12 protein-coding genes and 3 pseudogenes are annotated in these 14,822 nt (G+C 72.1%); 5 read left to right on the top strand and 10 right to left on the bottom strand.

Annotation, left to right across the window (positions count from 1 at the left end):
- Nucleotides 1-234: 234 nt before the first annotated feature.
- A pseudogene (locus DVH02_RS15350) lies at nucleotides 235-1,053 on the bottom strand (response regulator transcription factor); the annotation flags it as partial.
- A gap of 203 nt (nucleotides 1,054-1,256) precedes the next feature.
- On the opposite strand from DVH02_RS15350, the gene DVH02_RS15345 reads away from it, so the two are divergent.
- A complete protein-coding gene (locus tag DVH02_RS15345) occupies nucleotides 1,257-2,414 on the top strand; it encodes a tetratricopeptide repeat protein (protein ID WP_114624379.1) in 1,158 nt (385 codons plus the stop codon).
- Nucleotides 2,411-3,670 (top strand): polyprenyl synthetase family protein, encoded by a 1,260-nt coding sequence (locus tag DVH02_RS15340; protein WP_233518240.1) that lies wholly within the window; start codon nucleotides 2,411-2,413, stop codon nucleotides 3,668-3,670. The genes DVH02_RS15345 and DVH02_RS15340 overlap by 4 nt, the downstream gene beginning before the upstream one ends.
- 218 nt (nucleotides 3,671-3,888) lie before the next feature.
- On the opposite strand, the gene DVH02_RS15335 is transcribed toward DVH02_RS15340, so the two are convergent.
- The 4 genes from DVH02_RS15335 to DVH02_RS15315 all read right to left on the bottom strand — a co-directional run bounded on the left by DVH02_RS15335 (nucleotide 3,889) and on the right by DVH02_RS15315 (nucleotide 7,342).
- Nucleotides 3,889-4,725 (bottom strand): oxygenase MpaB family protein, encoded by an 837-nt coding sequence (locus DVH02_RS15335; RefSeq protein WP_158575890.1) that lies wholly within the window; start codon nucleotides 4,723-4,725, stop codon nucleotides 3,889-3,891.
- Between the two features lie 196 nt (nucleotides 4,726-4,921).
- Nucleotides 4,922-6,181 (bottom strand): MAB_1171c family putative transporter, encoded by a 1,260-nt coding sequence (locus tag DVH02_RS15325; RefSeq protein ID WP_114624376.1) that lies wholly within the window; start codon nucleotides 6,179-6,181, stop codon nucleotides 4,922-4,924.
- A complete protein-coding gene (locus tag DVH02_RS15320) occupies nucleotides 6,174-6,680 on the bottom strand; it encodes a hypothetical protein (RefSeq protein WP_147286062.1) in 507 nt (168 codons plus the stop codon). The genes DVH02_RS15325 and DVH02_RS15320 overlap by 8 nt, the downstream gene beginning before the upstream one ends.
- A gap of 68 nt (nucleotides 6,681-6,748) precedes the next feature.
- On the bottom strand, nucleotides 6,749-7,342 hold the full coding sequence (locus DVH02_RS15315) for a helix-turn-helix domain-containing protein (protein ID WP_233518239.1): 594 nt from the start codon (nucleotides 7,340-7,342) through the stop codon (nucleotides 6,749-6,751).
- Between the two features lie 686 nt (nucleotides 7,343-8,028).
- Here DVH02_RS15315 and DVH02_RS15305 point away from each other — a divergent pair.
- Complete coding sequence (locus DVH02_RS15305; RefSeq protein WP_233518238.1) at nucleotides 8,029-9,948, top strand: alkaline phosphatase family protein; 1,920 nt, start codon at nucleotides 8,029-8,031, stop codon at nucleotides 9,946-9,948.
- A 351-nt stretch (nucleotides 9,949-10,299) separates the two neighbouring features.
- On the opposite strand, the gene DVH02_RS36755 is transcribed toward DVH02_RS15305, so the two are convergent.
- The 5 genes from DVH02_RS36755 to DVH02_RS15285 all read right to left on the bottom strand — a co-directional run bounded on the left by DVH02_RS36755 (nucleotide 10,300) and on the right by DVH02_RS15285 (nucleotide 13,373).
- Entirely contained in the window at nucleotides 10,300-10,425 is a 126-nt protein-coding gene (locus DVH02_RS36755; RefSeq protein ID WP_267899059.1) for a hypothetical protein, read from the bottom strand.
- Between the two features lie 186 nt (nucleotides 10,426-10,611).
- Complete coding sequence (locus tag DVH02_RS15300; RefSeq protein WP_325051369.1) at nucleotides 10,612-11,283, bottom strand: phosphotransferase family protein; 672 nt, start codon at nucleotides 11,281-11,283, stop codon at nucleotides 10,612-10,614.
- 551 nt (nucleotides 11,284-11,834) lie between these two features.
- Nucleotides 11,835-12,113, bottom strand: a complete 279-nt coding sequence (locus DVH02_RS15295; protein WP_114624372.1) for a hypothetical protein — start codon at nucleotides 12,111-12,113, stop codon at nucleotides 11,835-11,837.
- The gene (locus DVH02_RS15290; RefSeq protein WP_114624371.1) at nucleotides 12,110-12,499 is read right to left on the bottom strand and encodes a recombinase family protein; all 390 of its coding nucleotides are present in this window, start codon (nucleotides 12,497-12,499) and stop codon (nucleotides 12,110-12,112) included. Before DVH02_RS15290 ends, DVH02_RS15295 begins: the two co-directional genes overlap by 4 nt.
- A gap of 142 nt (nucleotides 12,500-12,641) precedes the next feature.
- Entirely contained in the window at nucleotides 12,642-13,373 is a 732-nt protein-coding gene (locus tag DVH02_RS15285) for a GntR family transcriptional regulator (RefSeq protein ID WP_114624370.1), read from the bottom strand.
- Nucleotides 13,374-13,729: 356 nt separating this feature from the next.
- Between DVH02_RS15285 and DVH02_RS36125 the strand changes: the two are divergent.
- Both DVH02_RS36125 and DVH02_RS15275 read left to right on the top strand, forming a co-directional pair.
- Nucleotides 13,730-13,945, top strand: a pseudogene (locus tag DVH02_RS36125) (hypothetical protein); the annotation flags it as partial.
- A gap of 391 nt (nucleotides 13,946-14,336) precedes the next feature.
- Nucleotides 14,337-14,822: pseudogene (locus DVH02_RS15275) on the top strand (hypothetical protein); the annotation flags it as partial.

Genomic DNA, 14,822 nt, shown 5'->3' with positions numbered 1-14,822 from the left:
CGCGGGGGCGGCGGTGTGCCACGACGGGGCGGTATGTCACGACGACGAAGCATCGTGTGCCCTCTTCGTCGCCTGTACGGGGTCGACCTGCGCCGGGTCGAGCAGCGGCGGGTTGGCCAGCGGCTGGTCGACCAGCGCCGGGTCGACCAACGCCGGGTTGTCCCGCGCAGAATCGGCCCGCGCCGGATCCGTCTCCGCCAGGTCCGTCTCCGCCAGGTCCGCCTTCGCCGGGTGCGCCTTCGCCGGATCCGTCAGCTTGTAGCCGACACCGAACACGGTGATCAACCGGTCGGGCCGTCTCGGCGCATGCTCGATCTTCTTGCGCAGATTCATGATGTGCACATCGACGGTGCGGTTGCTGATGTACTTGGCGAAGCCGTGCAGTTCCTCCAGGAGCCGCTGCCGGGAGAAGACCCGGTCCGGCTCGGTCGCCATCGCGACGAGGATACGGAACTCACCGGGCGTGCACACCACCGGTCTTCCCCCGACCGACACCTCGTGCCGGGCCGGATCGATCCTGAGCGCGCCCACCGACAGCGACTCGTCCTCGAAGGCGGCGGGCACGGCCCCGGCGGCCGGACCACCGGACCACCCGCCCGACCGCCCATCGGACCACCCGCCCGGCTGCCCGTCGGACCGCACGCCCGGCTGCCCGCCCGGCTGCCCTTCGGACCGTCCGTCGGCGCGCCGGTTGCGGCGCAGCAGCGTCCGTACGCGCGCCATCAGTTCGCGCGGGCTGAACGGCTTCGTCATGTAGTCGTCGGCCCCCAGGTCGAGCCCGAGCAGCAGATCGTCCTCGGTGCTGCGGGCCGTCAGCATCAGCACCGGCACCTCCCGGGACTCGGCGCGCAGGATCCGCACCACGTCGAGGCCGTCGGTCCGGGGCATCATCACATCCAGCACCAGCAGGTCGGGCTCCCGGTGCCGCACCCCGTCGAGAGCCGCACGGCCGTCGGCGACGACCGTGACGTTGTGCCCCTCGTGCTCCAGATAGCGGCGCACGAGTTCGGCCTGCTTCGCGTCGTCTTCGGCGACCAAGATGTCTGCGCACACGCGGACGATCGTAGCGAGCGCGGGGCCGTCGGGGCGCCCGCACCCGTACATCTCACGTTCTAGTCGGCGGTGTTCCGTGGGACCCGAGGATGACCTCCTGATCAACAGGCAGATGGATTCGTGAACCGCCGGCCAACTCCTACCGTCTAGTGAGGGGCACGGGGGGCGACCCAACACTCACGACAGCGAGTCAGGTGGCACGGATGACACAGCAGCAGGAAGCGGTCCGGGACGACACGGTACGGGGCAAGGCGTTCGCGCCCGAGTACCAGGGCGCCCTGGGCTCGCTCTCGGTGAACTCCTCCCTGACCGACGTGCTGGCCAGAGGCCGGGAAGAGCTGCGGGCGGCGCAGGCCGCCGGGGAGCTGCGCGAGACGGCACGGTGCGGCCTGGCCGTGGCGGAGGCGTACCGCAGGCTGGGGATGGCGGCCGAGGCAGACGCGGCGTGGAAGGCCAGCTACCGCACGGCCCGGGACGCGGCGGACGAGGGCGCGATGGCATGGGCGTTGTGGAGCGGTGGCACACTCGCCAGGCAGCGCGGGGCGCTGCCGCTCGCGTACCGGCTGCTGCGGCTCGCCGCCGATCTGGGCAAACGCGGCGGCGACGTGGTGGTACGCGGCTATTCGCTCGCCGGACTGGCGGAGACCGGTCGGATCCAGGGCGACTACCAGGCCGTCGGCGAACTGCACGAACAGCTGCTCGCCGAGGCCCGGCTGCGCGGCGAGGCGCGGCACACGGTGTGGGCGCTGGAGGGCATCGCGCAGATGCACCGCAACACCGGTTCCCACGACACCGCGCTCGCCCTCTTCGAGGAGGCGGCGCGGACGGCGGAGAGCGCCGACGACCAGCGGGGACGCGCCTGGGCGCTGCGCGGGATAGCCGATGTGGTGTCGATACGCGACGGGGACGTGGAGCGGGCGCTCACCCTGCTCTCCGAGGCCGAGGTCACCTGCCGTGAGATGCGGTTGTCGAGTGCGCTCGCGTACAACCACAAGATGCGCGGCAACGTCTTCTACCGAGCCGGGCGTTACGCCGAGGCACGGGACAACTACGCTCTCGCGCTCGGCGAGTTCCGCGAGATGGACGAGTCGCGCGGTACGGCCCTGTCCCGGCTCGGGCTCGCCAAGGCCCTCGCCCGGCTGGGCCGGGACCGTGCGGAGACCGCCGCCGAACTCGCCGAACTGCGCCACACCCTGGACCGGATCGGGCTGCGGCACGCGCGGGACATGGTGGACAAGGCGGTGGCGGAGCTGGGCGTGGGGCCGCTGCCGTCCGGCGAGGGGCGGGCCGTGCTCCCCGCAGGCCGGGGCGGGAGCGGGCACGCGCCGACGGCCGCCGACTCCGAGGGGGCGCGGCGATGACGGCCACTCCGACGACCTCCGCGCGCACCGCACACCTCGCCCTCAACCCCCTCACCGCACCCGAAACCCTGCACCGCTGCCGCGAGTTGGTACGCCCCGAGCTGGCCACCGCCGTCGGGCGGCTGCATCCTTGGACGGCGGAGATGGCCGCCTTCTCGTTCGGCTGGCGCGACACCTGCGGCGCCCCCGCCGCCGGGACGTCCGAGGGCAAGGGGCTGCGGCAGGCCCTCGCCGTGCTCGGCGCCGAGGCCGCCGGGGCGGACGGCGCGGACGCGGTCGCCGGGGCCGTCGCCGTCGAGTTGATCCACGCCTTCTCACTGCTGCACGACGACATCATGGACGGCGACGCGACGCGACGGCAGCGGGAGACCGTCTGGAAGGCGTACGGCACGGGACCCGCCGTACTCGCCGGTGACGCGCTCTTCGCGCTCGCGGTGGAGACGCTCGCCAGGACGCCCGGGGCGTACACGGCGGCGGCCGTGCGACGGCTGAGCGGAACACTGACCGAGCTGGTACGGGGGCAGGCCGAGGACCTGCTCTTCGAGGCCCGCCCATGGACGGGACCGCGCGCCGTACGGCCCGACGAGTACCGGACCATGGCGGAACAGAAGACCGGCACGCTCCTCGGCTGCGCCGCCGCGCTCGGCGGGCTGCTCGGCGGGGCGCCCGCGCCGACCGTCAGGGCGCTGGACCGGGCGGGACGCCATCTCGGCGTCGCCTTCCAGGCCGTGGACGACCTGCTCGGCATCTGGGGCGACCCGGCGGTCACCGGCAAGCCCGTACACAGTGATCTGCGGAAACGGAAGAAGACCTACCCCGTGCTCGCCGCCCTCGCCGGGGCCGGTCCCGCCGCCCGCGAGCTGGCCCTGCTGCTCGACTCCGCCCGCCCGCCCGGCGACACCGGCCATGGCGGTGGCGGTGGCGGTGGCAGTGGCGGCCACACCGGCCACACCGGCCATGGCGGTGGCAGTGGCGGTGGCGGTGGCAGTGGCGGTGGCAGTGGCGGTGGCAGTGGCAGTGGCGGTGGGACGGCGTACGAGACCCACCACGCGGCGGCGTACGACATCGGCCACGACACTGGCGCGGCCCACGCCGCCGCGCTCGTCGACGCGGCCGGCGGCCGGGCCGCCACGCTCCACGAGGCCCGTCGCCACCTCGATGCCGCCCGCGCCTGCCTGGACGGCGCCGTGCTCGCGCCGTGCGCGCGCCGCGACCTGGACACACTGCTGGACTTCCTGCTGCACCGTACGGTCTGACCCGTCGCGGACCGCCCCGCCGTACGGGCCGCCCCGTCGTACGGGCCGCCCCGTCGTACGGGCCGACTCGCCGTACGGGCCGCCCCTCCACGCGGACCGACTCGCCGTACGGGCCGACTCGCCGTACGGGCCGTCCCGTCGTACGGTCCGAGTCGCCGTACGCACCGGCCCGCTCCCCCGGCGCGGCCCGCTCCCCCCGCGCGGTGGCTTCCGCGCCGTCAGGGACCACCACGCCGGACGCGGGCGCAGGCGCGGCGCCGCAGCGCGTACGTCACCAGGGCCCGGACCGGCGCGGGAGCGCGCCGTACCCCCAGCGCCGTGCGCAGCGGCGGGTCGAGCAGCGCCGCCGCCATGGCCGGGGCCAGCGGGGCAAGCGGCCTCGGCAGCCGGGCGGCCAGAAGGCCGTCGCTGGTGGCCTGCCAGAGCGCGCGGCCCGCGTCGCTCGGCGCGAAGCGGCGGCTCTCGAAGTCGCGCATCCAGCCCTCGACGCCCGCGAGGCCGCCGCCCGGCGGTTCCGGCAGCCCGAGGGCGTCGGAGAGCCCCCGGTGGAAGGCGTCGGCGGAGTCGCGTTCCGTGCCGGTGGCCGCGCGGTGTCCGTGGGCGTCGACGAAACGCAGCGGGCACACGGTGAAGCAGGCCAGCACGTAGGCCATCAACTCCGGTGTGATGTCCGGCCGGTCGTGCACCCGGTGCAGCGCCGTCACGATCCGGCGCCCCTCGGCGCTGTCGAGTCCGTGTCCGATCAGGCCGAACATGGCCACCCCGGTCGCCTTGGCCCGGCCGCGCGGCTCGTCGAGCATCCGGCCCGTGCCGTGCAGGACGCGGGCGATCTCCGGGATGCCGTAGGTGCGGACGAAGCCGAGGGTGAGCCCGACGCGGGACTCCTCCGGCATCGTCTCCAGGACGAGCCGCGCGAAGGGGCTGTACGGGGGGCGCGGGGCGTCGGGGGTGCGGTGTGCGGCGCTCGGGTCCGACGTGTCGTGTGTCCCGGGCCGCGTGACGGGCGTACCCACGTCACCCCGGCTCCCGTCGCTCATCGCGCTTCCGTCGCTCATCGCGCTCCCGTCCCTCATCGCGCTCCCGCCCCCCATTCCGCGCTTCCGCCGTTCTTCGCGCTCCCGCCGTTCCTCGTACTCTCGCCGCTCTTCGTCCTCTCGCCCCTCTTCGTCCTCTCGCCCCTCTTCGTCCTCTCGCCCCTCTTCGTCCTCTCGCCCCTCTTCGCGCTCCCTCCGCTCATCACGCTCCCGCCGCTCATCGCGCCCCCTCCGCCACGGCCAGCGCCTCTCCGGTCAACGGCGCGTACAGCCAGCGGGCGACCCGCACCAAGTGGGTCCGTTCCTCGGCCGGTTCCGTGTCCAGGCCGGGCAGCGGGACCTGGTCCTCGCGCGGCCGGGGCGGGGTCCCGGTCCGCAGGGCCACCGCCGCGCCGCGCAGCGCCACGGCCACGGTCAGCGCCGCGCGGTCGCCCTCGTCCAGGCCCGCCCGGCCGGCGACTTCGGCGGCGGCGGCGACCACGGCGGGGTCCACCCAGGGGCGCAGGGTCAGCTGACCGTCCCGTATCTCCAGGCCGCGCCGGGCGATGCGCCACTCCAGGTCCTGGAAGGCGAGCCGCTCGGTCCAGGCCGACGGGGGCGCCTCCAGGGCCAGTCGCTCGTCGGCGCGGTAGGCCAGGTCCCAGAGCGGGCGCAGCGCCTGGTAGTCGCGGCGGCGCCGGGCCCAGGCGGCGACGGCGGGTCCGGCGAATCCGACGGTGATCAGGACGGCGCCGAGCGCGGCGAAGGCGGGGCCGACGGCCGTGCTCAGCCACTCCACCCCGGTGACCTCCGCGAACGCCGCGCCGATCGCGACGAGTTTGCACAGCACGTACCCGCACGCGATCAGCCCGCCGAGCGCGATCCGCCGGATGCCCCACCGCAGCGGACCGGCGGGCAGCCGCGCCGCGTGGCCCTCGCACACCCGGCCGATGTCGATCAGCGCGAAGCCGAACAGCCCCTGGTAGAGGACGAGGAAGAGCGCGATGCCCGGACGCGTCGCGAAGGTGGTGTCGAACGTGAGGGGCGTTTCCGGGCTGCCGGCTCCGCCCACGAAGAACAGGACGATCATCACGGGCACCAGGACGGCGAACGCCGCGAGCCGCCGCCGCACCTGGCGCCAGGTCTCCGCACCGGCCACCTCCCACACCCGTACCCCCGCGCGCTCCTTCGGCGGGGTCCACATCCGCGCGAGCACCACGGCGGCGGCGGAGAACCCGGTGATGCCCAGATAGACCACGAGCGTCGCCAGATTGCCCCGGTGCGCCACCCGGTCGATCGTCCGGTACAGCACCGGGGCAGCGGCCAGGAACGCCGTCGCGGGCGCCGCGATCGTCAGGGCGACGACGAGCAGACCGGGGGACGGATCCCGGTGCCAGGCACGGAACTTGAGGGCCGCGACGACCCAGGCGATCGTGCCGATGGTGAGATAGACGGCGTTGAACAACGCCTCGGGCGGGGTGGCCGCGACGTCAGACATGCTGTCCTTTACGGTGTTCCAGCGCGGGCGCGAGCTGGGACGTGGTCCCGGCCCCGGGAGCCAGTACGAGGCCGCGCGTCAGCTCGGCGCCCAGGATCTCCGCCTCCTCCTCCGCCGCACCGTCGTAGTGCGAGCGGCCGAGGACGAGCCGGATCATGTCGGCGTCGAGGGTGGGCAGTTCGACCTGGTCCGCCTCCTCCGCCGGGTCCGGCGGCTCGGCCAGGTGTCCGCACAGCAGGTGCGCGAGTTCGTGGCAGATGATGTGGGCCCGGTGCAGCCCCGAGGTCTCCTGCTCGAAGTGGATGACGTCGACATCGGCGCGGCGCTCGACGAAGCCCGACGGCTCGCCCACCCGCATCCGCCGGGGGACCAGCTCCACCGGGCGCCCCTGCCGCTCGGCGACCGCCGCGCACAGCTCCTCCACCGTGCTCACGCGCGGCAGGTCGAGCCGTCTGACCATGGCCCGCATCCGGCGGCGGGTACGTCCCAGGTCTCGCACGTCATCCCTCTCGGCGTCGATGGACCGCCAGTGTCCCAAGGGCGTGAGCCGGTCGGGACAGTGGCCGGTCACTCCCCGGACCGGCCGTCCGACCGGCCGGCCGACCGGCCACGCGGCCCGGACCGGCCACGGGGCCCGGACGGGCCGCCGGGGTCCGACCGGCCACCGGGATCCGACCGGCCACCGGGATCCGACCGGCCACCGGGATCCGGTCGGCCGCCGGGATCCGACCGGCCGCCGGGGTCGGCCCCGTCGTCGCTCCGTCCCTCCGGCAGCCCGACCGCCTTGCGCAGCTGCTCCACCACGGTCAGCGCGGCGTCCTGCATCTCCGGGGGCAGCCCGGCCGCCCGCATCGCGATGCGCTCCACCCGGGCGTCCCGCAGCGCCTCGATCTTCCGCAGATCGCGCTCGACGGCCCGCGCGGTGGCGGAGTCGCTGAAGTAGTCGAGCGGAACGCCGAAGAACTTCGCGATCTTCACCGCGTTCTCCAGGCTGGGCTTCTGGGTGCCTTTGCGGAGGTTTCCGATGTACGTCCCGCTCAGCCCGGTGCCCTCGGCGATCTCCGAGTCGCGCCAGGGCCGACCCAGATCCTTCGGATAGATGACCGAGATCACGCGCCGGAAGCGGTCCGCGAAGTCCGGAGAATCAGTGGAACTCGGCACATCCGGGGCAGCGGAGGAGCCAGGGGAATCAGCGGAGCCCCGGGCAGCCGAGAAGCCCCGGGCAGCGGAGGAACCGTGAGCAGCGGAGGAACCGGGCGAGGCCGGAGAGACCTGGGACTCCGGGGAGCCGGAGGAACCCCCATCGTCACCGGGTCGGGGAGCCGACGCCTCTGCGCGGGGAGAATCGGTGGCCATGGGCCGGATCATAGAACTCTTCGGGCGAACACGGACGGCCGCACGGATCCCGGGGTCGGACCTTCGTCACACGATCGTGGAGAATAAACCGGCCAAAAACCCCGGCGCGCGCCGAATCGCTGGCATGCTTCTTCCAGCCGATCCACTGTAGTTGACTTAACTCAGGCGCCAGGTACAGGATCGACCGCGCGGACGCTGGGCACGGCTGCCCCACGGGGGTGGGCAACGGTGCCCAGAAGTCGGCGCGCCAGGACGGGAGTCAGCAGGCGGCGGACGGCACGACCGGCCGAGCCGATCCCGACAGACCCGGGCCCGCCCTCGTCAGAGGGTCGGCGGCTCCGGGTCCTTCCCCTGTCCAGGGCCCTGCCCCCCTGTGACCACACGGTCATTGAACTGAAGCCGACGGCCAGCCGTACGAGTGGGCGGCGACTCCGACCCCCGGGCCTGGGGCGCCGTGCCATCACCGGGCTTCGCACGGAAGGGCCTTCGGGTTGTCGCTCTGGACGCGTTCTCACCAACAGCCGCACGGAAATCCCGACAAGGGGACGGATACGGAGGCCCCCCTCCAGGAGCAGGCCCCCTCGCCACCGGCCGACAAGGACACCGGCACCGGCACCGACGCCGACTGCGACGCCGACTCCGGCACGGGCACGGGCACGGGCACCGGCAAGGACGCCGACACCGACACCGGCACCGGCAAGAACACCGGCACCGATACGGACATCGGCAACAGCACGGACCCCGATACGGACACCGGCAGCGGTCCCGGTACGTCGATCCGCCCCCGGCTCCTGCGCGTCCTGGCGTACACCGGCACCGCCCTGGCCGCCGTCCTGGTGGTCTGCGCGCTGCTCCTGCCGAACCAGGTGACGGCCCTCACCCCGGGCGCGTTCACCCGTATCCCGGTGGAGGCGATCTTCGGCGTCGCCCTGCTGCTCGTCCTGCCGCCGACACCGCGCCGGGTGGCGGCGGTGGCGGCCGGTGTGCTGCTCGGGCTGCTGACCATCCTGAACTTCCTCGACATGGGCTTCTACTGGGTGCTCGACCGGCCCTTCGACCCCGTGCTCGACTGGATCCTCTTCGACGACGCCGAGTCGTTCCTCAACGACTCCATCGGCCGCGCGGGCGCGATCGGGGCCGTCATCGGAGTCGTGCTCCTCGTCGCCCTCCTGCTCGTCCTCATCACCCTCGCCGTCGTCCGGCTGGGCCGTCTCGCCGACCGGCACCGCACCGTGGCGGCCCCCGCCACGCTCGTCGCCGGGACCGTCTGGGTCGCCTGCGCGGCGATCGGCGCGCAGGTCGCCGATCTGCCGCTGGCCGCGAGCGGCGCGGCCGACCTCGTACGCAGCAGTACGGAGCAGGTGACCGCGGGCATCAAGGACAAGCGGACCTTCGCCAAGGAGGCCCGGATCGACGCCTTCCGCGACACCCCGCCCGACCAGCTGCTGACCGGACTGCGCGGCAAGAACGTCATCTTCGCCTTCGTCGAGAGCTACGGCCGCAGCGCCGTCGAGGACCCGGGGATGGCCCCCGAGGTGAACGCCATGCTCGCCGGGAACACCCAACGGCTGCGCGAGGCCGGGTTCTCCTCCCGCAGCGCCTTCCTCACCTCCCCGGTGGCGGGGGCGGGCAGCTGGCTGGGCCACTCGACCTTCCTGACCGGCATGTGGATCAAGAACCAGGAGCGCTACCGCACCGTCACCACCAGCGACCGGCTCACCCTCACCGACGCTTTCCGGCGCACCGACGCCTGGCGGACGGTCGGCATCATGCCGGGCGTCACCCGGTCCTGGCCCGAGGGGAAGTTCTACGGGCTCGACAACATCTACGACTCACGTCAACTCGGCTACCAGGGGCCGAAGTTCAGCTGGGCCCCGGTGCCCGACCAGTACAGCATGGCGGCCTTCGAACGGCTGGAGAACGGCAAGAAGGACCGCAAGCCGCTGATGTCGGAGATCATCCTCGTCTCCAGCCACAACCCGTGGGCGCCCATTCCCGAGATACTCGACTGGGACGAGATCGGCGACGGCTCCGTCTACGACTCGATCCAGCGGTCCGGGAAGGATCCCAAGGAAGTGTGGAAGGACCGGGAGAACATCCGTACGGAGTACCGGCGTTCCATCGAGTACTCGGTGAACAGCCTCGTCTCCTGGGTGGAGGAGTACGGCGACAAGGACACCGTCCTCGTCTTCCTCGGCGACCACCAGCCCAACGCCACGGTCACCGGATCCGGCGCGGGCCGCGACGTACCGATCTCGATCGTCGCCCACGACCCGGACGTCATGGACCGGATCGCGGACTGGCACTGGCAGGACGGCCTCACGCCAGGACCGGACGCGCCGGTCTGGCGGATGGACCGGTTCCGCGACCGCTTCCTCACGGCGTACGGCCCGACCGGCGGCGCCCGTTAGGCGACCGGCGTGGCGGGATTCTCCGGGCCGTTGCCGCAGGTCGTCCCGGGGCTCCAGGCCCCGGGTTCCGGGGCTCGGGCTCCAGGGCTCGGGCTCCAGGGCTCGGGCTCCAGGCCCCGGGCTCCAGGCCCCGGGCTCCAGGCCCCGGGCTTCGAGCCCCACCACCCGGCGGGGGATGAGCACCGGCCGGGCCGGTAGGTGGGGCCACCTGGCCAGGTGGCGGAATCGGGCGTTGCCCGCCAGGCTCCCCCTTTCTCCGACCGTGTCTGTCCAGCGTCGGCAGGTCGCGGACACGAGCGCTTCGACGGCCTTCGGCTCCGCACACCGCCAACAAGGGGCAGTGGTGTGTTCTCAGATGGCACGGACCGTGAGCGCGATGACCAGAGCGGCGAGGGCCGCTCCACACGCGATCAGCGTCAGGCCCATGCTGATCAGCGCCACCATCACGCGCCGCTGCCCCTGGTCCTCGTCCGTCACGGGGTACGGACCGCCAGGACCAGCCCGAGCGCGATGAGGCCGCAGCAGACCATCACTCCGAGCCCCCAGCCGATATCGGCGACCGCGCGCCGCGCCGTTCTCTTCACGTGCTGCTCCTGATCTGGGAGGGGAGGAGCCCCGGCCGGTGTCCACGGGGGAAGACGACCGGCCGGGGCGGTAGGCGGGTCACTTGGAGAGGTGGCGGAAACGCGCGTTGCTGGCGAGGCTCCCTCTTTCGCCGACCGTGTCTGTCCACTGTCGGCAGGTAGCGGACACGAACGCTTCGACGGCCTTCGGCTCTGCGTGCCGCCAGCTGGCGAATCTGTCCAGCCATGCCAGTGCGGCGTCCGGGGGCTGCCCGTACTCCATCAGGCGGACGGCGGTGTATGCCGGATCCACCCAGGCCGGGCCGACGGCGGGCATGGCCCAGTCGACGACGTGAGCGGTCCCTCTGCTGTCGATCATGATGTTGTGGGGGTTGGTGTCGGTGTGCAAGAGGTGCTCACCGGCCAGCGTGTCAGCTTCCCCGGGACGCAGGTAGTCGGCCAGCCGGTTCGTAAGGGGCGGGAGCTGGATATCGGGCGGCGCCAACTCGCCCAGACGTTCAAGGGCCTCCGCCACCGCGGCGAGGTCGGCGGTACCTGGGCCGAGGTCGGCATTCCGGCCCTGTACATACGTGAACGCCAGACAGGACCAGCCGTATGCGTGGAACGCGTGGCGAATGTCCGGCGCGACTCCCGCCACGGCCGGGCTGACGAGCTGCTCCCAGCGGAGAGCGGCGGTCCCGTCCGCGTCGCTGTCGCGGACGCCTTTGAGGAAGAGGAGCCCGTCCTGGACCGTGTTCAGCGTCAGTGCCACAGTGCAGCTCAGCCCTTGGTGAACGGTCTCGGAGGAGATCACGGCTCCCGTCCGATCCTCCACGCAGGTCCGGAAGCCGGAGGGAAGCTCGGCCCATCGCACTCGTTTGATCATGTCACCTTCTTGAATCGGGGAGGGGCGCCGGATCCCGGCGCCCCTCTGTCTTGCCGGTTCAGCCCTGCGTGGTGCCGCACTTACGGCAGCGCTGCTTGCCGCTCCACGGGGTCCAGTCGTGGTCGCATTCGCTCAGTGTGTGCCACATGGCGTGTCCCTTCGCTGGTGCTCTTCGGCTGCCGCTCCGGACGGAGCGGGGTCAGTGGGGTGTGCGGGTACGTACCGGCGTCCGGGGGGTTCGTGGGCGCGCTGGTGTATGACGATCAGGTCCTGCTCGCAGCTGCGGCAGGCGAACAGGGGTGTCTCGGCCGCGGTGTGGCCGGGGCCGCCGGGTGTGCTGATCTCGCCGACGCGGATCGTCTGGACACCACGGCGGGGGCAGCGGAAGCAGTCACCCAGGGCGGGCTGCCCGGAGCCGCTGGCGGCGAGGGTCACGTTCATCGCGCGCACCGACACGGGCAGGGGGGCGGGCTGGACAGAATCATGCCGCTCCCGAGGGAGTGCAGTGCGGTCACGCCGACGCAGTGGTGCTCAGTCCCGAGGACGGTGGCGGCGAGGCACGGCGCGCACGGAGTGAGGGGCGCCGGGGCGCTGGGGAAGTCGCTGTCCTCGGCGGGTTCGCCGCGCCACAGGAGCGTAATGCCGTGCTCGTCGCAGCGTGCGAGCGAGGCGTTCTCCTCGGGGAAGTCGTGGCCGCCGGCGGGGCAGAGGGTCACTGCGCCTCCCCGTGCTCGGTGAGGGCAGCGGCCTGGTCGTCCTCGCCGAACGTCGTCGCGATGTATCCGCCAGCCCCCCTCACCCTGCGCTGGTAATCGGCTCGGTCGCCGTGGCGGGTGAGGCGCTCCCAGTGGTGCACCAGGCAGATCTTCGTGCGGTCGCCCGGCAGGTCTGCCATGTAGGCGAGCAGTTCAGCGAATGCGGGCCGCTGATCGTCGGTGAGCGCGTCGTCTCCGAGGTCGACCCACCTGCCGGTGATCTCCCACTGCTTGGCGGCGGCCCAGTTCTGGCAGCCCTCAAGCCTGAGGTTAAGGATGACGCGGCCACGCCGTCCGGGGTGGCGGTCGTAGATGAATACGATTGGCGGATTGCCGTCGTCGGGCATGGTGGCCCCCTGAAGTAACTGTCAGCGCTTCGCGGGAAGCGCTCCGTACTTGCATGGTCCACCGGTGGACTAGTCAGGTCAAGGTGTGGACGCGAAAGAGCCCCTGCCAACGGCAGGGGCTCAAAGCTCGCTTGACGGCCAATCAGTCGCCCATCGAATACTCTTCCGTCCGCGACCAGCGACCGGACGGCGTGACGCCTACCTCGTAGGCCAGGGCGTGCCCCTCGGTGTCGTAGGCGATATGCCGCACTTCCGCCACTGCGGCCGGGCCGTCAAGGCGCAACAGTTCCAGCTCCTCGCCGGTTGCCAGTCGGGACGTCCACCAGTCCCGCCCGGTGCGCGGCCGACGGCCGGTCTGCATCTCTACGTACCGCGTGGTGCCTTCGCGTACCCGCTCACGCTGGAGCAGACGCGGCGCCGCCTCGGCGACCTCTGCCGCGAACCAGCTGTACGAGGTGGCCGTGGGCCTCTCGCCCTCGAACGTGACGCGGTGCCGCCGCGCGACAATCGCGCCGGCCTCGATGCCCAGCCCGGTGGCGACGTCTTCCGGCGCGGGCATCAGCTCGGCGGCCAGGATCTCCGCGTACTCCCCGGCCGTGTAGATGTTGCCGGTGGCCAGCGATGTCGCGTACCGCTCACCTGCGGTGCGCGCCAAGAGCATTCGGTCCTTGACGGTTGAGCCGGTGCCTTGACGGGTCTCCACCAGCCCTTCCTGGCGCAGGACGTCCAACGCCTTGACCACGGTAGCGCGCGAGACGTTCCAACGGTCGGTCAACTCCCGTTCGGAGGGCAGCGTCTGCCCGGATGCGAGTTCGCCACGAACGATCTTTCCTCGCAGGTCGGCGGCGATCTGGTCGTACTTGGGCAGTGCCATTGCTCTTCCCCTGCCTAGTGGACTGGTCCAGTAGGCATGTTGAAGGGAGTAACGGTCGGAGGTCAACCCGTGGGTCAGAGTTTGGACATGGCGAAACGCCCCGCCCTCCCGGAGGAGAGCGGGGCGTGTGGTCATGCCCAGGGGCTGAGGTCCAGCTCGGGCGGAAACTCTGGAACCGGATTCACCCTCAGGGGCGCCCCGGCGGCCCCAGCGGACGACGGACCCCAGGTAGAACGCCATGATCCGGCGCTGCTCGCGCTCCACCCGTAGCTCGCGATCCAGCCGGGCTCTCGTGGAGGATCTCGTGAAGGCGATGCCGGTGCCGGGAGGGGAGTTGCGTGCGCTGGCCGCGCGGTGTGGACCCCGGGCATGACGGCGCGAGTGCTTTCGAGGCCGCGCGAATAGGTGGGGCGCCGTCGGCGGCCCGATGGTGGGAGCCGCGTATGGCCGAGCTGGAAGAGCTGACCGGGCACCCGGTCCGCTCGCAGTACAAAATGCCGCAGGATTCCGACGCACTGCCGAAGGCGGACGCGATGCTGGTGGCGCCGCTCAGCAGCACAAGCCTGACGAAAGCGCCCCTCCGCCTCGGCTACTGCCGGAGCCGGAGGGGCGCAGGTCGTCCCGGGGCTTGGGCCCCGGGTTCCGGGGCTCGGGCTCCAGGCCCCGGGCTTCGAGCCCCACCACCCTGGGTGGGTCTTTGGGGAGGGAGGGAACCTCCCTACCTCCCACCTCTTCCGGACCCCTCAAGACCCCTCCGGACCCCGCCAGCCCCCTTCCGGACCCCTCCGGGCACCGCCACGGTCAGGCAATATGACAAACAGTGATCGGCTTGCAACATAACGTGGCCAAGGTCTAGCGTTCGCGGCATCCGCCGCATGAAGCGGCCCCGGCCGGTGTGAAGTCACCGAACCAGGGCCTGACCTACGGGTCACATGCGGCTGCCCAGTCGCAAACAGGAAGCACATGAACGTGGCTGTCACCGACTTTAACTCCGCCCCGCCCGCGCCCGCACACCCCTTGGCCAATCCGGGGTACGGGAAGCGCTCCGCACCCGATCAACTCCCCCGCGCAGCTGCCGACTTCGCACACCTGTGCCCAAGGGAAGCGGCTCTGGCCGCGTACATCGACCGCCTGCCCGAAGGCTCGGCCATCGGATACAAGGCCCTCGCCGCGAACATCGCCGCGTACGGCCAGCAGGCATGCGCCACGTCGCTCCGTTCCCTCTCCCACACCGGACATCTGCGCCTGATCAAGGAGCACCTGGTGCTGACGGGCGGCGGCTTCCGCTGGGTGACACGGACGCACTTCTCGCGTACGGCCAGGGACGACGCCTGGTGGAAAGCCTTCGTGACCAGCCTCCACGGGGTCGACATCACCGAACTGGAGCGCAGGCGGCGCCAGGAGGCATCGGACACCCCGGACGACCCGGACGACCCGGACGACCCGGAC

It is taken from the genome of Streptomyces corynorhini (assembly GCF_003346515.1).
GTDB classification, from domain to species: domain Bacteria; phylum Actinomycetota; class Actinomycetes; order Streptomycetales; family Streptomycetaceae; genus Streptomyces; species Streptomyces corynorhini.
Note: the sequence above shows the minus strand (reverse complement) of the source record. Positions and strands in the feature narration are given on the sequence as shown.